Raw genomic sequence first — 20,622 nt, forward strand, 5'->3', positions numbered from 1 at the left:
CTCCCCCGGGCCGTCAGTCACATGGCGGCCTTTTTTATTTTTCGGAATTATAAAGTAATTTGGAGAAAGTAATCTTTCCGAAGTGAGGCAGAAACCACCAGGGACACAAAGGCCTCACAAAGGGCACAAGAAAACCCCGCTTTGTGTCCCTTGCGCCTTCCTCGTGCCCTTCGTGGTTTATCCCAATAAGTTGATAATTCCGTTATTTTTTACTTTTCAAGGGCTGAAAAAAATATCAACTTTGCGCCAGTGAAAATTATATGCATTTCTGATACCCACGGTAAACACCAATTGTTTCCGCTTCCGGAAGGAGATATGATTCTCCATGCCGGAGACTTCAGCAAAAGAGGAACAGAAGATCAGATCAGCGATTTTCTGAAGTGGTTTTCTTCGCTCGACTACCGGTATAAGGTTTTTATAGCGGGAAACCACGATTTCCTTGCCGAAAAAGAACCGATGAAATTTCACCGGTTGATTCCCAACAATTGCATCTACCTGCAGGATTCGGGGGTAGAAATTGAAGGAATAAAAATCTGGGGATCGCCGGTAACCCCCTGGTTTTACGACTGGGCGTTTAACCGCCACCGGGGGGCAGAAATTCTCCCCTACTGGGAAAAAATCCCGCCAGACACACAAATTCTTCTCACCCACGGGCCACCAGCCGGCATTCTTGACCAAACTTTCCGTGGTGAAAAAGTGGGCTGTCTCGACTTAAAAGAAAGAATTGAAACCATTCGGCCCCGGATACATATCTTTGGACATATTCATGAGGCAGCAGGGACAATAGAGCAAGACGGAACCCTCTTTGTGAATGCCAGTATGCTCAACCTACATTACGAGCCGGAAAATGAACCGGTGGTCATTGACTGGTAGGTCTTTTCCACCGCCTGCTGAATGTCCTGAATCAAATCATTGGCATCTTCAATTCCTACCGAAAACCGCAGCAATTGATCAGAGATACCCATTGCAGCGCGGGCTTCAGCCGTAAGTTTTGCATGTGAAGTCATTCTCGGAGAACAAATAATTGACTCCACGCCACCAAGGCTCATCGCCGGATGGATGAGTTGGAGGTTTTGCTGAAATGCCACGACATCCAGATCTTTTAATTCAAAAGAAAGCATTCCCCCAAATCCCGACATTTGCTGTACAGCCAGTACATGATCAGGGTGAGATTCCAGTCCGGGATAATTTACAGCGGAAATGGCTTCATGGCGCGCAAGAAACCTTGCCAGTTCGAGGGCATTTTGGTTCTGTCTTTCAACCCGGATCACAAGCGTGCGCAGGCTCCGCTCCAGCAGGTAACACGTCTGTGCGTTGAGGGTTCCGCCGAGGTTGACCGAACGACTGCGGATTTCAGCCATAATCTCCCGTGAACTGATCGCTGCTCCGCAGATAATATCACTGTGACCACTGAGATATTTGGTACCACTGTGAAGCACGACATCTATACCCAGGTCAATGGGATTCTGATTGACAGGAGAAGCAAAAGTATTGTCTATGACCGTGATTAACCCCTTCCTTTTTGCCAGATCAGCAATCGCCGCAATATCTGTAAGCGCTAAAAGCGGATTGGAAGGTGTTTCGATATAGATCAGCCTGGTTTCGGGGCGAATCGCAGCTTCAAAATCCGCAGGATCGTTGGTGGGGGTAAAAGAGTATTCGATGCCCATTCCCCCAAACTCTGCGGTCACCATATGATGTGTACCGCCATAAATTCCTCCCTGAAAAACCGCGTGGTCGCCGGCTTTCAGCAAAGCAAGCAGCGTGGTAACGACAGCCGCCATTCCGGAGGAAAATACGAGTCCATCTTCTCCATGCTCCAGTGCACAGAGCTTTTTCACCACGGATTCCTGATTAGGAGTATTGTAATAACGGGGATACACGCTTTTGTCCGTGTCAAGATACTCATAGGAAGTACCCGGAAATACAGGAGATAGTATTCCCCGGTTTTGGGGGTCTTTGATTGTGCCTGAGTGAACCGCTGCGGTAGATTTATTGAGATGCATGACAGATTTATTTTAGTTCCAAATGATAGAGTAAAGGTAATGAGAATGTTGAAATCATTATCTTGCATGCAAAATCAATTTATGACCGGAACGATATTTCTTCAGGATCTTAAAGTTCTCTGTATAGTAGGTATTCACCCCAAAGAGCGGGATTTTAAGCAGGCTTTATTTCTCGATATAGAAGTCGATCAGGATTTTGCCCCGGCGGCCAACTCCGAATTTGTAGGAGATACCGTAGATTATAGCGTACTGGCTGAAGCTGCTGATGCGCTTCTTATTACCAAAAAGTATCAGTTAATAGAAACAGCGGCAGAGGAAATTTGCCAGTTGGTTTTTGCCCGATGGCCGCAGGTGACCCGTTGTAAAGTAAAAATCAAAAAACCGGCGGCTGTGCCACAGGCCTCATTTTCGGCTGTTTCCGTGGAAAGATTCCCCCGGTAATCTACTCCTTCGGAGGAAAAGGTGCCACTACCCCATTGGAAGCAATCAGGGCAATCCGGAAGGATTGGTCGCGAACTGATACCAACAGAAAAAAATCATTGTCAGTGAAACCTGACTTTCCACTTCCGTTGGTCATCACATAAGCGATCCCGTCTTTCTCGCTGTACTCGTACCCGGGTGCATGGCCACAAAACACCGCCGATACACCATATTCGGCAAAGAGACGATGCATCTCCGTTGCATTTCTGAGCTTTGTCGCAGGGTGGTGGACAAAAACGAATATATGGTCTTTCTCCTGGTTTTTGATCAGATCATGGGTCAGCCAGTTGGTCTGAAGTGCTGCAATATTGGCTTCTGTAGAGTCATTGGAGTGTAAAACGATAAAATGGGCGTTTTTATAATCGAAAGAGTAATACAAACTCCCCCATTGCTCCTGATAGATTTTCTGCACCTTTATATTTCCGTCTTTTCCCGAAACATCCCGGGTACCCGGAACCGGAAAAAACTGAATCCCATCCAAAGGGCGAATCTGCTGCCGGAAAGCCTGCCATTGCTGCCGCAATAATTCTGTATCCGTAGTTTTTCCGGCAATCATATTGCCATTCTGAATCATAAATGCTGGGCCAATCAGACTGACACCTGCAATGATTTGGTCAAACCGCCCGGACGCACCCTCAGTATGATCACCGGTAATGGCAAAAGAAAACGCCTCATCCGGCAATTTATATTGAGAAAATGCAGCCGGAATCCATCCGCAAATCAAAAACAGACCGATAAGAAGAAAAGAGAATTTGTTCATTTTATCCGAGGTTTCTATGAAATAAACACTGCAAATTAGGAAAATATTCCCTTAAGCCGTGATTCATCCCCAATTTACCGCTGATATCTAACATACTATTTTCCATCTGCAAGCCCTTCAGATTGATTTATCCGGGCGAATGATTGGAAAGTCCGTTGTTTTTATTGCAAATCCCCTCAAATCCTTACCTATTGAAAAAAAAGGGCCTTTTTAGCACAAATTTTGAATATAGATAAATACCTGAACGAAAGAAACTTACCACCCCTTACACCTTGAAAATGAAGTATGGCTTATTCTTTACTTTGCTCCTGCTACCTGTTTTTCAACTCGTAACCTTTGCACATTCCGCACCTGAGGCCTACGCATCTTTAACTGTTAGTTCAAGTATTAAACATTCGCTTTTCCCCAACCCATTTACAGACAATTTTTCGATCGAATCAGAGGATGCAGATCTTAAACTGGAGGTTTTTTCGCTTGGCGGCGCAAAAATTCCCGCAACCATCTACAAACACCATCACGATGGTCTCATCCGATATGAAACGGGCACAGAACTTAGCCAGGGCCTTTACCTGGTACGTTTGTACACGGAGGGCGAAGCATTTTTCCAGAAAATGATAAAAATTGATTGAGACGCCTTAGGCAACCTAACTAAAAGGGGAATCATAATTGGTTCCCCTTTTTTATTTTTTGTGTAAATTGTATAAAAATCATCGTTTGTCTGCAATGAGAATCTTAGTATCCTGTACGATATACTTGTCCATTCTTTCTTTCTGGGGATGCGAGAATCCTTATGAATCGGATAAAGACAATCCGGATATCTCCTATAATGTGTATTTTCAGGAAAATGGCAGGGAAAAATTGGGGAAATATCTGAATGTTCTTAAGGCATTTCAGGCGACGTTTGAAGAAACCTATGATGAAAATGGAGAACTGGACGGGCATTTAAAACTGGAAATCAACCGGCCCGCCTTTCTTGCCAACAAACCAGAATCCAGATGCAAATTTGTTGCTGACAAACTCGCGGAAGTTATCGTGTCCGGTCTGCACAGCTCCGAAGATTACGATACCCTGAACATTGAAATATTTGGGGTCAAAGGATCAGAAGATAATATTTTTGTCTATCAATATCCCCTCGCGGCTATGTATAGCGCGGTGTATGGAAAAGAGGCAGATTTCGATTCACTTTCTTACGATACCCACTTCCGTATGGCACGCGAAGCAGTAGCAGAACTGGATTATACCCGTGCACTCACTCACCTTCAGATTATTCTTGAGGATAACTTTCAGAATATCCCTGCGATGGAGCTTCGGGCGGAGATTTATATGCAACAGAAAGAATATTACAGCGCCGTATTTCAATATGCTGCGCTGATTATGCTCGACAGCCTCAATATTCATTATTTGAAGGAAAGTGCCAAAGCCCATATCGAAATGGAAGCATTTGAAGATGCGCGAAAAGATATCCAGGCCGCGCTTAATATCACCAAACAGAAAGATTCGGAGGCATGGTTTCTTCAGGGAAAAGTGAATTATATGGAAGATGAAATGATTGCTGCCGAAGCTGACTTTACTGCGGCGATTTTAATTAGCCCTGATTATGCACAGGCATATTATTACCGGGGACTTACCTTTAAAGAACGCTCCCGCAGAACTGAGGCCTGCGAAGAATTTCAATTGGCCCGTGATAAAGGCATATACTCAGAAGAACTTGACAAGGAATTAAACCGCTGTCGGATTCTGGACTTATAACCCCCCAAGTATGAAAAAGCTACAACTGGCATTTTTAGTGTCTTGCCTGATTTTTTCTTCAGGCAGAATATACAGTCAGGAAGAAATTCCCAACGATTTCCTTTCGAAAGAATTTCACCAGGGGCGGAGACAAGCCTTAAGGGCGCTGATGCCGCCGCATTCAGTAGCAGTATTTTTTGCCGCGCCGGTTCGCAACCGCGCCAATGACGTAGATTTTGTCTACCATCAAAATCCTGATTTTTATTATCTCACGGGCTTCAAAGAGCCGCATGCCCTTTTGCTCATTTTTTCTGAAGATCAGCCGGTATCCGACTGTCAGGAAGTACTATTTGTGCAACCCCGAAACAAAACTGCAGAAATGTGGACGGGCAGACGTCTGGGAGACGAAAACGCAAAATCCGCCCTGGGCATTCCTTGTGTACAACTCAATACTGCATTTGAACAATATCCCATCGATTTTTCAAAGTTTGACAAAGTATTTTATTTTCCTTTTAAAGACGATATACGAAATACGGGCGATCCCGCAGATTTGTATGATCTGGTAAGAATATTCCGCGAAAAAGCACCTGATGTTTCCAAACAGTCAGACAACTCGTTGAGGAACATGATGCAAAGCCTGCGCGAAATTAAAACACCTGAAGAGTTGGGCCTTATGCGCAAGGCCATTCAAATTTCCGCCATCGGGCAAAAAGAAGTGATGAAAGCCATGCACCCGGAAATGTCAGAAACAGAAATTCAGGGTATCCACGAATATGTATATAAAAAATACGGCTCGGAATATGAAGGGTACCCATCTATCGTCGGTGCAGGAGACAATGGGTGTATTCTTCATTATATTGAAAATATCCGACCGCAGTTAAACGACGATCTTGTCCTGATGGATCTTGGCGCAGAATATCACGGGTATACCGCAGATGTTACCCGAACCATCCCTGCCAATGGAAAATTTTCGCCCGAACAAAAAGCCATTTACGACCTGGTGTATCAAGCGCAGGAAGCAGCCTTTGCTGCATGCCAACCGGGAAATGCTTTTAGCGCACCGCATATCGCCGCTAAAAAAGTTATAGATGAAGGCCTGAGCAGGCTGGGGATTACCAATAAAGGTGCCTTCCATACCTATTTCCCCCACGGGACTTCGCATTTTCTTGGGCTGGATGTACACGATAGCGGTGGAAGAGGGCCACTTAAAGCCAATATGGTGATCACCGTAGAACCAGGCATCTACATTCCAAAAGGAAGCCCCTGTGATGAAAAATGGTGGGGAATCGGGGTGCGAATTGAAGACGACATCCTGATCACAGAAACCGGTTATGAAAATCTTTCGGCATACGCACCGCGCAAATCTGAAGAAATCGAGGCCGTCATGGCAGAGCCCAGCCCCCTCGACAATTTTGTACTACCGGCACTCGAAGATGTTAAAGACTAGCAAATAATTGAAAATACCTTTTTTTTCGCTGCATTTTTACTAAGTTTGCCCGCTGATTTTGAGAAGATATTTTTTGGAAATTCAGCGAGTATGTATATTAATGCTTTGGCACATTACCTTCCGGAAAAAATAGTTCCGAACGCTTACTTCCTCAATGTCAACGGGTTAACAGATGAATGGATAGAAGCCCGTACCGGCATTAAGGAAAGAAGGAAAGCGGCCACCGGTGAGAACACGAATACAATGGCTATCAGGGCTTTGAGAAATGCCATTGCATCCCTTCCCTATCCTAAAGATGAAGTCGATCTGGTGGTGGGCGCTACCTATTCCCCCTATGACACAGTAGGAACCCTGGCTCATGCCGTTCAATTTGAACTGGGGGTAAATCATATTCCGGCTGTTACCATCTCTGCCGCTTGTTCCTCCTTTCTCAATGCTATTGAAATTGTAGAGGGATATTTTGCAACCGGCAAAGCCACCAAAGCATTGGTTGTCGTCTCTGAGCATAATACGGCGTATGCCAATGAAGAGGACACCATGGCCGGCCACCTGTGGGGCGATGGTGCCGCAGCCGTATTTATTTCCCGTGAACAACAGTCCGATAAAGATCTCTACATCCGGGAAATCTCAACCAAAGGCGCAGCCCTTGTAGGCAAAGGTATAGAAGGGGTCGTACTTCGTCCCTTTGACGGAGGAATCATCATGCCGCACGGACGCGACGTATTTATCAACGCCTGCCAGTACATGGCCCAGACTACGGATGAGATTTTGAAGAAAAACGGGTATTCTATTGACGAACTCACCTACTTCATTCCCCACCAGGCCAACATGCGCATTTCCCGAAATGTAGCCGAACAACTCAAACTGCCGGAAGAGAAAATCGTTTCTAATATCCAGTACCTCGGCAATACAGGTTGCGCCGGCTGTGCAATCGGACTTTCTGAAAGGCAAAGCGATTACAAAACCGGCGACGTGATCGTGGTATCTGTTTTTGGTGGCGGATATTCTTACGGAGCCATGCTCCTCGAAGCTTGCTAAAGCGGAAATGCCAGTCGTTTACTCATTTTTGATAATCATTCCTCCGGCAGATCTTCCCCGATTTACCACGGTATAGAAATATATACCTGATGGCAAATTCTCTAAAGGCAATTCCACCAGGCTATTTTCCGAAATATCCCAGTCCTGCCGGTACAATATCCCACTTGTCGCTGATGTGATCATCAATATTGCCGGGCCCTCTCCCTCCACAAACACTTTCAATACATCAGTAAACGGGTTGGGATACGCCGTAACCAAAGGATATGCTGTCTCGACGCGCAACAATTCTGAGTAGGCTACGCTGTCATTGGTAAAAACAGCCCTTATCCGGTAATCTGCATAGGGTTCGGTCGGCAATGAATCAATAAAGGAATAATACTGCTGGGCAATACTAAATCCTGCCGCAGAAATTTCCTCCGAAACCGATACAAAGCCCTGGCCTTTTTCCAATCTTTCGACGACAAAATATGCCATATTCTGCTCCTGGCTTGTCGCCCATTCGAGATTAACCCCCACAGCATCTTCGTATTTTCCATTCAGCGACAGCCAGTCCAATCCAAACCCTTCAACACCGGTCTTCCCTACGCCCAATCCTCCTGTAAAGGAATGAAAAACTGCCGACACCTGATAGTTACTACCCAATCTCCCGATCTGTGCAGCCCTTACAATGGAAACCTTCCCGTCAGGCTCCGGTTGATCGGGGGTAATACGGGAAATGGCGCCCGGGCTTAATACAACCTCCAGATCTGACCAGTCATTGCCCGTAAAGGTTTTCCAGCCATCTACTTCTGCACCGGTATAATACAAGGTAACCCGGTAACTGCCAGCGGCAGGCTGGTTTTCTGCATAGACAAAAAAGGTCTTGTCCATGAGCTCAAACTGATGGGAAGGATCTTTTCGCCAAAATGGCGAAGCGCCTGTACCTGCACGATCCATTTCCACCCAAACACATCCCCAATCTTCCGCCCCTTGATTTTCGAGTGAAAGCATCAGATTTCCGGTTGTTTCGTCAAACAGATGGACAACAGCATTTGCGCCAAAAGGAAAACTGCGGGAAGTCCCGATAGCGGTAGAAATAGCCAGATTTGCCGTCATCGCCTGGTCATCGTCGGCAATATGGACATTCGTTTTGTTTACCTTTCCCACTTCCGCCCGCAACGTATCTGCGACGGTAAGTTCCAGGGATAATAGTTCCTCCAGTTCATGAATTGCATCGTCAGCAACCCGTACGAGTAACTGGCGAGTGGCCCCATCCCCGGCGGGGAACGTCAGCTGTGTGCCATTGGGAAAGGCATAATCTTCGCCTAATGTTCCGGTAGAAGTTGGCAGCCGGGAAATATTGACAATTACGTTTTCCTGAGGAGCCAGCGACAAGGATACGGGAATAGAAAGATCAATATATCGTTCGCAGCCCGCACCTACAGCGTCTTTTTCAGATACTGTGTAGTCTGTATTGTCAAAGCGTACAACCGGCCTCGTTACTTTTTGTATCGTAAAATTTACGTCAGATATATCAAAGAAGATATTCCCGGAGGCTTTTACCTTGATCCGTGCCGCAGTAGCATCTATATTGGGAACCACCACAAAAGCGTTGCCGGAATTGGCCAACTGGCTGCCTACCAGATAAGGGAAAGTAAGTCCTCCATCCACTGAGAGCAGAATATCTACCTTTGCACAGTTTACTGGCGCCGCTGTCGTCCCTGCGACATCCCATGTGACAGTCAGCGGAGCACCTCCCGGCCAGGTCAAACCGGGGGCGTTGGGACCCGTAACGCGAAACGGCCCTGCCTGAGCAGCTACCTCGACCTTTGCTGTATCTACGGCAACCCGGCCACCACCCGGGTGATTGTCCCTTACGGTAAATAGAAAGTTTAGCGTCCTTCCAATGCCCGGTAAAATTTCCCCCGAAGTGGTGGTCTGGTTGAGTATATCTGAAAGTTGTGGAAATGTACGTGTACTCCTGGTCACAGGTGGGACTGACCGGAAAATAGGCCCGTCGGGTACATTGGGATCGTCGGGAGGCCCCTGCGCACCCAGATCGTACTGCTCCCAGGTATAGGTCAGCGGATCACCATCAGGATCCGTTCCGGTTCCGGTAAGTTCAAAAGGGGTTGAGACCGGAATCACATAGTCGGTCCCAGCATTTGCCGTTGGCGGATTGTTGCCAACCGGGGTTTTTACCGGACAAGTATTTCCCAGGCCGGAAACCGTATAGGCAAAAATTTCGCCTGTACTGACGGCATGAAAGTAGTCATCACTGTGTATCTGAATATTTTGTCCGGAGCAAATTCCGGCATAACTCATAATGGTTGTTCCGCTTCCTGGCTCAAACGCCGTAGCGGCAAAACGATTTCCTGCGCAGCTGCCGGTACTTCCATTGAAGGTATGGTGCGCGCCCAACTGATGTGCGAGCTCGTGTGCCACCAAATCCACGGCAAAGGGATCGCCAACCGGACTGGTAGAACCCGTTACGCCCTGACCTTTATAACCGGTAAAACAAGCCACGCCCAAAGCAGCCAGACCGCCCGGTCCGGTACTGAATGTATGCCCAAGATCGTAATTGGCCGTACCGATCAGTGCATCCAGGGTAGACTGACTTTGATTGACCAGCAAAGCAGAGTTATTATTCGTAAAAGGGTCTCCGGTGGTGCTCGTAAAAATGACCTGGTCATTGTTGTTGACCAATACGAGGCGGATGGAAAGATCGCGTTCGTAGATAGCGTTGACCCGGTTGATCGTCGTGGTGATGGCCGCAAGCGCACCTGACACCGTACCGCCATGAAAAGCCGTATATTCTCCCGTCGCAGCAACAGCCAGGCGATACGTGCGGCGGTTACCGTCAGATTCGATGGCCGGATTTGCGGGAAATTCCAGCGAACTACCCGACGCCGGTTGTCCGGGAGCGATTTCCACCGAAGGGGGTAAAATCGGGTCTATTTCTTCAAACACCCGCGAGGGGTCAGGCAGCAGGTCTGACTTCCTATACACCAGGTACTCCGTATTATTAACCCGGGACACCGGATCAATAAAAAGAACAGCACCACTTCCGGAGATCATTGCGTGAAATCCGGCCGGTGTCATATCCGCTTTCATGGAAAGATTCCCGGCAAGCGATTGGCCGGTAAAGGTTCTGATTTCAGGAAAATCAGCAGCCAGTCCGGGCTCCATCACAGGGCTTTCATAAAGCAGAAAGTCGACAAATGTCCCGTCAGGAAGAGGAACCGAAATCACGGCGGGGACAGTCCTGGAAACCTGGGCAAGATAACCACCAAGCGAGGCAGCATCGAGCGAAACCAGGCGAAAAGCCAGCGGACGAATGTCAGCATCGGCGAGACTCAGGCTCCCGGCATTTGTGGATTCAGACCAAAAATGGCGGGTAGATTCAGATTGAGCGAATGAAAGAGCGAAAAAAGCAAAGAAAAGGATTACAAGCAGGTAACAGCGTAAAGAATGAGCCAAATACATAGGTCTAATGGATATCTCCGGAGGCTAAAGTAGAAGAAAAATGACTATTTCCAAGTTCGATATTTCACCAAATCTAAATTTTCGCAAATAAACAAACCCTGCAACCAAACTTTATCTTCATTGGCATATCCTTCGTATGCCGAAATGTTTTTACTTTTACCTCATGAGAAACTTTGCTGTACTTTATCTCTGGTGGGTATGTTTATTGCCTGCATATACTCAGATCCCCGATCCGGCTCCTTTTGGAAAAACGATCACCCGCGAAGAATTGCGGACCTATATGGAAGTCATTGCCTCTGCTGAAATGGAGGGCAGGGAAGTGGGAACGCCCGGGGTAAAAAAAGCTGCTGCCTATATTGCCCGCCAGTTTCAGGACATCGGACTTTTGCCGGCTGTTCCTGTTTCCGGTGAAAATAGCTATTATCAGGATATTCACCTGACCAGTGCCTTGATTACCAGCGCCTATATTTCAGGAAAAGGTTTTCAGCTTACCCATACCAAAGAAATGCTCTGCATGGGGGGAAATACGCAGGGGAAAGAACTCAAAACAAAAATCGTATATGTGGGCGAGGGTAATCCGGAAGATTATGAACAACTGGATGTGAGTGGAAAAGCAGTACTTTTGATAGATCCTTCTGAAGAAGCACTGGATAAAAAGCAATATGCGCAGGAAAAGGGGGCAGTGGCATTTTTGGTAGTCAATGCCAAAAATGCAGCACAATATAACCAGCAAATGAAATACCTGGCCTATTATATGAGCCGGCCAAGAATGCGACTTTCCACTCCAGAAGGTTCATTCGCTACGTTTATCATATCGCCGGAATCTGCGGCCAAACTGCTGAATACGACTGAATCGCAACTAAAAAAACTCTCGCCAGGCATTTCCACCGAAATCACTTATAAAATTGAAGCTGTCGAAAAACCCGTTTCTACTGAAAATGTGATCGGAATGGTAGAAGGAACCGACAAAAAATCAGAAGTAATTGTGATTTCCGCACACTATGATCATATCGGGGTTCGCGGGCAAAAAATCTATTACGGCGCTGATGACAATGGATCCGGGACCGTGGCTTTACTGGAAATCGCAGAAGCCTTTGCCGAAGCGGCAAAGCAGGGCATCCGGCCGCGCCGGAGTGTGCTGTTTATCTCCCTTACCGCCGAAGAAAAAGGGATGTTCGGCTCTGAATATTATACCCAACACCCGCTCTTCCCACTCGATCAAACAATCGTAGACCTCAACATGGATATGGTCGGGCATCTCGATCAAAATCATACGGAGGATCCCCGTTTTGTCACAATCGTCGGCTCTGACTGGCTTTCCAGCGAATTGCACGAAATCCATGAAAATGCCAACCGCAAGTATGTGCAACTTTCGCTTGATTATAGCTTCAATTCGCCCTCCCACCCGGAGATGTTTTACTACCGATCTGATCAGTACAACTTTGCGAAGTATGGAATTCCCGTCATTTTTTACACCAGTGCCGACCATGAAGATTATCACAAACCAACTGATACCATTGACAGAATAAAATTTGAGCGAATAGAAGCCGTAGCTCAACTGATTTTTTATACTGCCTGGGAAATTGCCAACAGGGAAAACCGTCTGATCATAGACAAAACGCCGCCAGACTGACCATTAGTTCTGACATAACTCAAAAACATAAACCTTTGTCAGCACATCGCGAAATGGTACTTGCAATTGGGTTTCCTTCATCGAATACCCCTTTTGAACCAGCGATTTGATAAAGTCTCTGCTTAGGGGTCTTCCGGGATCGCTAAAAATGATGGTCCCGCCCGGGTTAAGTAATGTATCAAAAGCCTGAAGCAACGGTTCAATATTTCGCTCTTCATACACGACATCTGAAGCCAGAAGAATATCTGAAGCCATCGCAGAATCGGGATAACGCCAATCCAGCAACCGGAGGTTGGGTTCTGTCGGAATGTTCATTTTCCAAACCAATCTTGTCACTTCAAGCGCATCAGGCAGATAGTCGGTAAGGATGACCTGGCCGCCGGAACGGGCTGCGGCTATGCCAGGCAAACCCAGCCCACAGCCAATTTCCAGTACCGTCTTTCCCCGGCAAATCCCCGATCGAAGCAGATAATCAGCCAGCCCGATACCTGAATGCCAGAGATCAGCCCAATAGGGAATTCGTTCGTCAATAAAATCTTCATGCGCCGGCCCTTTGGCAATTAACTCGTCATACAATTCGTCAATGTTGGTGACGGTAGCTAATTCAAATTTTTCGCCCTGAAGTTCCAGATCGAAAAAAGAAAAGGCATATTTTTGAGACAATATCTGACGCAGCTGCTCAATTTCACTTTCAGGCATAATTTGTCTATTGTAAACAATAATGCAATATATTCATTCTTCAATTATCTGCCAGCCTGTTTTTCGCAGTGTTTCGTTATGGTACACTTTTGTATTTCCGGTATGTACCGATGTGAAACAATTTTCAGAAAAAATGGCCAATAAATATAACACAAAACACTGACAATCAAAATATTATACCCAATGGCATATTTGTTGATTTGATTGTTGGTATAATCTTACCGATTACTTTTTACAGAAGCATTTGTACAATCACCTGGTATGGATCGAATAATAAAAAAAAGAAAGTGGACACCGGAGAAGATCGGACTATATTTTGTAGCGCCGCTGCTGGGGGTTCTTTTAATTGGCTGGCTGGTAACCTCCACCAGCGGATCCCGACTGAAAGTGCAAAAAGAACGCCTGACTATCGGCACGGTTGAAAAAGGAATTTTCCAGGAAACGATCCCCATTACCGGGAAGGTATTGCCGCTGAATACCGTAAAAGTCGATGCGGTAGAAGGCGGGCAGGTAAAAGAGGTTTATCTGGAAGGAGGGGAAATTGTTGATAAGGGCGACATTATTTTGAAGCTTACCAACCCCGGACTGGAGCTCAACTATATGAATCTCACGACCAACCTGCTGGAACAGGCCGACCAGTTGAGAAATACGCGGATTACGATGGAAAATACCGGGCTGAATCTCAAAGATGAACTGATCCAAATTGATTATCGCATTCGGGATTTAGGGGAACAACACAGGCGGAATGAGCAATTATTTAAAGATAGTGTTATCTCCCGTCAGGTATATGAGACCACCAAGTTTGAATACGAATACCAGATAGGCAGAAGAAAGCTCATGCTGGTAAGAATTAACCGGGATTCGGTGCTTACCAGTCAGCAAATCGGACAGGTGGAAAACTCGCTGGATTTGGTTGACCAAAACCTGATCGCCATCAAAAGAAACCTGGACAACCTGATCATCAAAGCACCTGTTTCGGGTCAGCTTTCGGCCATTCGGGTGGATATCGGGGAGACCGTAAGGCAGGGAGATAACCTGGGGCAGATCGATATTCTCGATGGATATAAAGTAAGAGCAAACATTGACGAACACTATGTATCCCGCATCGAGGAAGATCTGAAAGGTTCGTTCCCATTTGCCGGCAGCAACCATATGCTGGTTATCCGAAAGATCTATACAACGGTTACCAATGGTTCATTTGAAGTTGACATGAACTTCATCGAAGACGAGCCAGAAGGAATTAAAGTTGGTCAAAATCTCCAGATTCGACTGGCGTTGAGTGATGAGTCAGAGGCAATTCTGATCCCACGCGGAGGTTTTTATCAGACCAGCGGAGGAAACTATATATATGTGTTGAGTGAAGATGGGAAAACCGCCTATAAAAGATCTATCAGAATTGGGCGGCAGAGTGACCGTAACTACGAAATACTGGAAGGACTGGAGCCTGGCGAAAAAGTCATCACTTCCAATTATGATGTATTCAACAACGCCGACGAACTTATCTTGAACGAATAATGCCTGTTATATGATCCGTACACAAAACCTCGTAAAACTCTACCGGACAGAAGAAATTGAGACCACTGCGCTCAATGAAGTATCCTTAACCGTAAATCAGGGAGACTTTCTTTCCATCATGGGCCCTTCGGGCTGTGGAAAATCAACGTTGATGAACATTCTGGGTCTTATTGACAGCCCGTCCAGCGGTCAGTATTTTTTCCTCGACGAAGACGTTGCCCGCTATTCAGAAAAACAACGCGCCAATCTCCGGAAAGAAAATCTGGGGTTTGTGTTTCAGAGTTTTAACCTGATCGACGAGCTGACGGTGTTTGAGAATGTGGAGTTGCCACTGATCTACACCCGGATGAAATCTGCGGACCGAAAAAAACGGGTAGAAAATGTACTGGAGCATATGAATATGATGCACCGCCGCAACCATTTTCCGCAGCAACTTTCCGGTGGTCAACAACAGCGGGTTGCTGTGGCCAGAGCCATCGTGAATGAGCCCAAACTGATCCTTGCGGATGAGCCAACGGGTAACCTCGACTCCTCCAATGGAGATGATGTCATGAAAATGCTCACCCAACTCAATGAGCAGGGAACTACGGTAGTGATGGTTACGCACTCCGCCCGCAATGCAGAGTTTGGCCATAAAATCGTGCGCCTCCTTGACGGAAAAATCGTTTCAGAAAATACTGTAAGCAACAGACAGCAGATCTAGGTCCATCTCCCTGACCCTGAATTGAGTAATCATACTTTGAGGCAGATTTTTTTGCCCTGGTTTTGTATTGCCTGAAAAAAATCCATACATCCTGAAATCAACTGGTCTATGTGGAAAAATTACCTGAAAACCGCTTTCCGCAATCTGCTCAAGCAGAAGTTTTATGCGGCAATTAATATTTTGGGGCTGGCAGTAGGTATTGCCTGCTGTCTGTTGATTGTATTATTTGTGAGGGATGAACTCAGCTATGATAAATTTCACGAAAAAGCTGACAGAATCTATCGCATCGGCGCCCATCTCACTATCGGAGAAATGGATGGAGAAGTGGCTGTAGTTTCTGCCCCCATGGCAAAAACCATGGTCAACGATTTCCCCGAAGTAGAAAATGCCATGCGTTTCCGCACCAGAGGCAGCTACCTGATCAAACACAAAGAATCAGGCGCAGAAAATGTTAAAGAAGATGGGCTTGTTTTTTCTGACCCGGAAATCTTCGACATTTTCACTGTAAACTTTATTGAAGGAGACCCTCATACTGCGTTAAAAGAACCCAATACACTCGTCCTGACAAAATCCAGGGCAGATAAATTTTTTCCTAATGGTGGAGCCTTAAACCAGACCCTTACGCTTGACAACCGCTGGGATTACAAAGTGGTAGGGATTATCGAAGATTGGCCGCAGAACTCACATTTCCGCCAAAACTACCTCCTGGCGATGGAAGGCCTGGACGAAAGCAAACAGCCCATTTGGGTAAGTCATAATTTTCAGACCTATATTTTGCTCAAAGAAGGGGCAGACCCGGCGCTGCTGGAAGCAAAGTTTCCCGATATGGCAGTAAAATATGTAGGCCCGCAGATAAAGGCTTTTATGAATGTGGAAATGGCAGATTTTGAAAAAAGCGGCAACCGCATCAGTTATTTCCTTCAGCCACTTACTGACATTCACCTGAAATCACACCTTGACGCAGATTTTGGGCCCAACAGCGATATCGTTTATGTTTGGATTTTTTCGGCCATTGCGATTATAATCCTGCTTATTGCGAGCATCAATTTTATGAATCTCTCAACGGCCAGGTCAGCCAACAGAGCCAAAGAAGTAGGCGTCAGAAAAGTACTGGGATCATACAGAAGTAATCTGATCTCACAGTTTCTCGTGGAGTCTCTGCTCATTACATTTATATCATTTATCCTGGCGGCAATTCTGGCAGAAGCTTTTCTACCAGCTTTTAATCAGCTTTCCGGAAAGGCGCTCGAATTACCGCTCTCCTCTCCCTGGATGCTGATCAGCCTGTTGTTGGGTATTCTGGCTGTCGGAGCGTTTTCAGGAGCTTACCCCGCCTTTTTTCTTTCTGCTTTCCAGCCGGTAAATGTATTGAAAGGCAAACTGAGCGCAGGTTCCGGCAGCACTTCACTGCGAAGTGTACTTGTTGTGATTCAGTTTATCGCTTCGATTGTCCTGATCATTTCAACAGTATTGATTTATCAGCAGATGAATTTTGTCCAAAACAAAAAACTCGGTTTCAATAAAGAGCAGGTGCTGGTAATCGACGATACCTATTCACTGGGTGATAAAATACAGGCGTTTAAGGACGAGTTGCTAAAAAGGCCGGATATTCAGTCTGCTACGATTTCTTCTTATCTGCCGGTAGAAAACACAGATAGAAACAATACGGTCTTCTGGCCGGAAGGTCAACAGACGGAAGACAACCAGGTGCTGATGCAGCGTTGGACGGTAGATTTTGACTACATACCTACCCTGAATATGAAAATGGCTGATGGAAGAGCGTTTTCCCCCGAATTTTCGACAGATTCCAATGCCATGATTCTAAACGAGACCGCTGTGCGAAACTTTGGCTTTGAAAATCCTATCGGTCAGCGGATTTCTGTGTTTGACGATTTTAATGAAATACTCAATCAGCCGGTAGCCGCTACCTATACGGTCATTGGCGTAGTAGAAGATTTTCACTTCGAATCACTCCGGCAGAATGTAACTGCACTTTGTATGACGATCGGAAACAGTACGGCTTTTATCTCGGCAAGAATCTCTACCGACAATGTTCAGGAAACCCTTACCGGAGTTGAAAAAATATGGCGAGAATTTGGCCCTGGCCAGCCTTTCAACTACTCTTTCCTCGACGACCGTTTCAGCAAAATGTACCAGGCCGAGCAACGAATGGGCAGCATTATGACGGCATTCACACTGCTGGCTATACTGGTTGCCTGTCTGGGACTATTTGCACTGGCAGCATTTATGGCAGAACAAAGAACCCGGGAAATAGGAATCAGAAAAGTGCTGGGCGCAGACATGAGACACATCGTTCTCCTGCTTTCCAAAAACTTCCTTTGGCTGATTGCCATATCATTTGTGATTTCCCTGCCAATCGCTATTTACGGTATGCATCTTTGGCTCAGAGACTACGCCAACCATATAGACCTGGCTTCCGTAGCGCCATGGGCTGCCCTGATTGCTGCCGGAATTACGCTTTTGATAACCGTGATTTCCGTGAGTGCTCAAAGTATGAAGGCCGCACTCGCCAATCCGGTCGATTCGTTGAGAAATGAGTAATTAAGTTTGTTCTCCCGGTGGCTTCGAAAACCTCTGCCACCGGGAGAACCTCTTCCAGCGGGAGAACCCTAGCCACCTGAATACTTTGTTCCCGGAATCAATATTTTTTAATCCTTTTCCTATGATTTCCAACGCCATTAAAATCGCTTTCAGAAATCTGGCCAGACACAAAGTCTATAGCCTGATTAATATTGCCGGGCTTTCGGTTGGCATTTCCTGCTGTCTCCTCATTTTGTTGCATGTCAGCGACGAATTCTCCTACGACCGGTTTCACCAAAAAGGCGATCGTATCTACCGCATGGCATTGGAGAGGATTTATCCGGACCGCCGGACTTTTTATGCCATTATTCCCAGCGGTATCGGAGAAGCAGCGAAAGATGAGTTTCCCGAAATCGAAACACTCGTCAGATTGTGGCAGTTTGGACAGACGCAGACTTTCCGCTACGGAGAACAATCCTATGAAGAGTCGGCTGTGATGTTTGCGGATTCAAATTTTTTCCAGGTATTTGACATTCCTTTACTCGAAGGAGATCCGGAAAAAGTGCTCAGCAGCCCCAACACCATTATTCTGACAGAAGAAACTGCCTTTCGGTATTTTAAGGGAGAATCTGCGCTGGGGAAAATACTTGAAACCCAAAATGGAAATTTTGAAGTTGTAGGCATCTGTGGCAATGTTCCGGAAAATTCTCATTTCGATTTTGATCTTTTGGCTTCCGCCATGAATCTCCAGTTTTTTATCGCGGAGAAAGATTACCTTTCCTTTTCCACGGTTACTTATTTTATGCTGAAAGAAGGCGCCGACCCCGCCGGGCTGGAAGCAAAATTCCCCGGTCTGGTGGAAAAGTATGCTTCCGGTCAGATCCAGCGCCGCCTGGGAAAAAGCTATGCCGAATATGTTGCCGCAGGTAATGGTTACCGCTATTTTCTGCAGCCTCTATGGGATATCCATCTGCATTCTCAACTGGAAGGAGAATTCAAAGCCAATGGCAATAGCCTTTATGTCTGGTTATTTATTTCCATTGCGTTTTTTATTCTGATCATCGCATGTATCAATTTTATGAACCTGGCCACAGCACGCTCCTCTGAAAGAGCCAGAGAAGTGGGCATCCGGAAGGTGCTGGGATCTCACCGCAGCCAGCTGATCCTGCAATTTCTGGTAGAATCTGTGATTATCAGCGCCATTAGTCTGGTTGTGTCATTGGTAATCATACAATTTGCGCTACCGGGTTTTAACGAACTCGCAGGCAAACATCTCAATATGGATGCTGGAACACAGTGGTGGATTCCTGTCTTATTGGTTTTTACCGTGTTGATCGTCGGCCTGATGGCGGGGAGTTATCCCGCTTTCGTACTCTCTTCCTTTGAACCTGTCAGCGTGCTGAAAGGAGCATTTAAATCGACCCGAAAAGGCACCTTTCTTCGCAATGGACTGGTAGTCTTTCAGTTTGGCATATCCACACTGCTGATTGCCTCTACGGCTGTGATTTATCAGCAGATGCAATTTGTGCGCACCAAAAACCTGGGGTTTGATAAAGATTTTGTGGTGGTAATCGAACGGATAAATGCGCTGGAACCACAGAAAGCAGAAAATTTCAGGGAGGAAATAGGCAAAATACCCGGGGTGCTTCACGCAGCCATTTCTCATGACCTTCCCGGTGGCAACTTTTTTGGGTATTTTCTCAAAGCTTCTCCCTCAGCTGAAATTATAACCGGAAGGGGAATGTTTGCGGATGAATATTTTCCCGAAACGATGAACCTCGAAATTATCAAAGGAAGAGGGTTTTCAAAGGAATTTAATGACACGCTTTCCATTATTCTGAACGAAACCATGGTCAATGCACTGGGAATGACCGATCCCATCGGTAAACAGGTCATCAACCCCGGAGATACGCCGGAGGCTACCCAAATATTGACCATCGTCGGTGTGGTCAAAGATTTTCACTTCCAATCGCTTCACGAAGAAATCGCCGGCCTGGCCATTATCTCCACCCACAACCCCACAGGCTTCAGAGGAGTTGTCCCTGTAAAAATCAGCCCTGAAAATGTCCCAGCCACACTGGCCGGTATTGAAGCAGAGTGGACGAAAATCAATCCGGATATTCCTTTCAGCTATCATTTTTTGGATGACCAGCTAGCTCAGCTATACCAGTCCGAGCAAGCATCAGGAAAATTGTTTGCCGCATTTTCTATTATTGCAATTCTTATCGCCAGTATCGGACTGTTTGGCCTGGCAACTTTCCTGGCTCAGCAACGCACCAAAGAAATCGGCATCCGCAAGGTTCTCGGCGCCTCCGTTTCGCAACTGGTTATACTGTTGTCCAAAGAAATTACCTTGCTGGTTTTGCTGGCATTGGTTATTTCCATACCGCTGACCTGGATATTGATGGATAAATGGCTGGAAGATTTTGTTTACCGGGTAAATGTTCATCCCGGAGTGTTTCTGATGGCAGGAGTTATCGCGCTTGCCATTGCATGGATTACTGTCAGCTACCAATCTTTTAAAACGGCGCTTTCCAATCCGGTAGAAGCACTGCGGGACGAATAATCATGTTTGGACATACTGTAATAAGTCCTATATTCGGGAAA

15 protein-coding genes are annotated in these 20,622 nt (G+C 46.3%); 11 read left to right on the forward strand and 4 right to left on the reverse strand.

What is annotated here, in order from left to right:
* The first annotated feature begins 249 nt into the window (after nucleotides 1–249).
* On the forward strand, nucleotides 250–873 hold the full coding sequence (locus R3D00_19370; GenBank protein MEZ4775353.1) for a metallophosphatase domain-containing protein: 624 nt from the start codon (nucleotides 250–252) through the stop codon (nucleotides 871–873).
* Here R3D00_19370 and R3D00_19375 read toward each other — a convergent pair.
* Nucleotides 834–2,006 carry a PLP-dependent aspartate aminotransferase family protein gene (locus R3D00_19375; protein MEZ4775354.1) on the reverse strand — a complete coding sequence of 391 codons (1,173 nt, stop codon included), beginning with the start codon at nucleotides 2,004–2,006 and terminating at the stop codon, nucleotides 834–836. The two genes, R3D00_19370 and R3D00_19375, sit on opposite strands and share 40 nt — an antisense overlap.
* Before the next feature lie 66 nt (nucleotides 2,007–2,072).
* On the opposite strand from R3D00_19375, the gene folB reads away from it, so the two are divergent.
* Nucleotides 2,073–2,447, forward strand: coding sequence for a dihydroneopterin aldolase (gene folB / locus R3D00_19380; protein ID MEZ4775355.1), 375 nt, complete (start codon nucleotides 2,073–2,075; stop codon nucleotides 2,445–2,447).
* A gap of 1 nt (nucleotide 2,448) precedes the next feature.
* Here folB and R3D00_19385 read toward each other — a convergent pair whose 3' ends face one another.
* On the reverse strand, nucleotides 2,449–3,246 hold the full coding sequence (locus R3D00_19385) for a metallophosphoesterase (GenBank protein ID MEZ4775356.1): 798 nt from the start codon (nucleotides 3,244–3,246) through the stop codon (nucleotides 2,449–2,451).
* A 278-nt stretch (nucleotides 3,247–3,524) separates the two neighbouring features.
* Between R3D00_19385 and R3D00_19390 the strand changes: the two genes are divergently transcribed.
* From R3D00_19390 to R3D00_19405, 4 genes are all read left to right on the forward strand, one after another.
* The gene (locus tag R3D00_19390) at nucleotides 3,525–3,875 is read left to right on the forward strand and encodes a T9SS type A sorting domain-containing protein (GenBank protein MEZ4775357.1); all 351 of its coding nucleotides are present in this window, start codon (nucleotides 3,525–3,527) and stop codon (nucleotides 3,873–3,875) included.
* A gap of 94 nt (nucleotides 3,876–3,969) precedes the next feature.
* Nucleotides 3,970–4,995, forward strand: a complete 1,026-nt coding sequence (locus R3D00_19395) for a tetratricopeptide repeat protein (protein ID MEZ4775358.1) — start codon at nucleotides 3,970–3,972, stop codon at nucleotides 4,993–4,995.
* 10 nt (nucleotides 4,996–5,005) lie between these two features.
* Complete coding sequence (locus R3D00_19400; protein MEZ4775359.1) at nucleotides 5,006–6,421, forward strand: aminopeptidase P N-terminal domain-containing protein; 1,416 nt, start codon at nucleotides 5,006–5,008, stop codon at nucleotides 6,419–6,421.
* 90 nt (nucleotides 6,422–6,511) lie between these two features.
* Nucleotides 6,512–7,459, forward strand: a complete 948-nt coding sequence (locus tag R3D00_19405; GenBank protein MEZ4775360.1) for a ketoacyl-ACP synthase III — start codon at nucleotides 6,512–6,514, stop codon at nucleotides 7,457–7,459.
* 18 nt (nucleotides 7,460–7,477) lie between these two features.
* On the opposite strand, the gene R3D00_19410 is transcribed toward R3D00_19405, so the two are convergent.
* Nucleotides 7,478–10,918 (reverse strand): M12 family metallo-peptidase, encoded by a 3,441-nt coding sequence (locus R3D00_19410; GenBank protein ID MEZ4775361.1) that lies wholly within the window; start codon nucleotides 10,916–10,918, stop codon nucleotides 7,478–7,480.
* Between the two features lie 169 nt (nucleotides 10,919–11,087).
* On the opposite strand from R3D00_19410, the gene R3D00_19415 reads away from it, so the two are divergent.
* Nucleotides 11,088–12,557: a M28 family peptidase gene (locus R3D00_19415; protein MEZ4775362.1), complete on the forward strand. Its 1,470-nt coding sequence runs from the start codon at nucleotides 11,088–11,090 to the stop codon at nucleotides 12,555–12,557.
* Nucleotides 12,558–12,560: 3 nt separating this feature from the next.
* On the opposite strand, the gene R3D00_19420 is transcribed toward R3D00_19415, so the two are convergent.
* On the reverse strand, nucleotides 12,561–13,256 hold the full coding sequence (locus R3D00_19420; GenBank protein MEZ4775363.1) for a methyltransferase domain-containing protein: 696 nt from the start codon (nucleotides 13,254–13,256) through the stop codon (nucleotides 12,561–12,563).
* 261 nt (nucleotides 13,257–13,517) lie between these two features.
* Between R3D00_19420 and R3D00_19425 the strand changes: the two genes are divergently transcribed.
* The 4 genes from R3D00_19425 (at nucleotide 13,518) to R3D00_19440 (ending at nucleotide 20,581) form a co-directional block, all read left to right on the forward strand.
* Entirely contained in the window at nucleotides 13,518–14,771 is a 1,254-nt protein-coding gene (locus R3D00_19425) for an efflux RND transporter periplasmic adaptor subunit (GenBank protein MEZ4775364.1), read from the forward strand.
* A 10-nt stretch (nucleotides 14,772–14,781) separates the two neighbouring features.
* Nucleotides 14,782–15,474 (forward strand): ABC transporter ATP-binding protein, encoded by a 693-nt coding sequence (locus tag R3D00_19430; GenBank protein ID MEZ4775365.1) that lies wholly within the window; start codon nucleotides 14,782–14,784, stop codon nucleotides 15,472–15,474.
* A gap of 108 nt (nucleotides 15,475–15,582) precedes the next feature.
* Entirely contained in the window at nucleotides 15,583–18,036 is a 2,454-nt protein-coding gene (locus R3D00_19435; protein MEZ4775366.1) for an ABC transporter permease, read from the forward strand.
* Nucleotides 18,037–18,157: 121 nt separating this feature from the next.
* Nucleotides 18,158–20,581, forward strand: a complete 2,424-nt coding sequence (locus tag R3D00_19440) for an FtsX-like permease family protein (GenBank protein MEZ4775367.1) — start codon at nucleotides 18,158–18,160, stop codon at nucleotides 20,579–20,581.
* Nucleotides 20,582–20,622 lie beyond the last annotated feature (41 nt).

Source organism: Bacteroidia bacterium, from assembly GCA_041391665.1.
Lineage (GTDB): Bacteria > Bacteroidota > Bacteroidia > J057 > J057 > JAGQVA01.

Coding starts and splice junctions, on each gene's coding strand:
- R3D00_19400 (MEZ4775359.1), top strand. CDS start 5,006: ATGAAAAAGCTACAACTGGCATTTTTAGTGTCTTGCCTGATTTTTTCT.
- R3D00_19375 (MEZ4775354.1), bottom strand. CDS start 2,006: ATGCATCTCAATAAATCTACCGCAGCGGTTCACTCAGGCACAATCAAA.
- R3D00_19405 (MEZ4775360.1), top strand. CDS start 6,512: ATGTATATTAATGCTTTGGCACATTACCTTCCGGAAAAAATAGTTCCG.
- R3D00_19440 (MEZ4775367.1), top strand. CDS start 18,158: ATGATTTCCAACGCCATTAAAATCGCTTTCAGAAATCTGGCCAGACAC.
- R3D00_19420 (MEZ4775363.1), bottom strand. CDS start 13,256: ATGCCTGAAAGTGAAATTGAGCAGCTGCGTCAGATATTGTCTCAAAAA.
- R3D00_19395 (MEZ4775358.1), top strand. CDS start 3,970: ATGAGAATCTTAGTATCCTGTACGATATACTTGTCCATTCTTTCTTTC.
- R3D00_19425 (MEZ4775364.1), top strand. CDS start 13,518: ATGGATCGAATAATAAAAAAAAGAAAGTGGACACCGGAGAAGATCGGA.
- R3D00_19415 (MEZ4775362.1), top strand. CDS start 11,088: ATGAGAAACTTTGCTGTACTTTATCTCTGGTGGGTATGTTTATTGCCT.
- R3D00_19385 (MEZ4775356.1), bottom strand. CDS start 3,246: ATGAACAAATTCTCTTTTCTTCTTATCGGTCTGTTTTTGATTTGCGGA.
- R3D00_19430 (MEZ4775365.1), top strand. CDS start 14,782: ATGATCCGTACACAAAACCTCGTAAAACTCTACCGGACAGAAGAAATT.
- folB (MEZ4775355.1), top strand. CDS start 2,073: ATGCAAAATCAATTTATGACCGGAACGATATTTCTTCAGGATCTTAAA.
- R3D00_19435 (MEZ4775366.1), top strand. CDS start 15,583: ATGTGGAAAAATTACCTGAAAACCGCTTTCCGCAATCTGCTCAAGCAG.
- R3D00_19390 (MEZ4775357.1), top strand. CDS start 3,525: ATGAAGTATGGCTTATTCTTTACTTTGCTCCTGCTACCTGTTTTTCAA.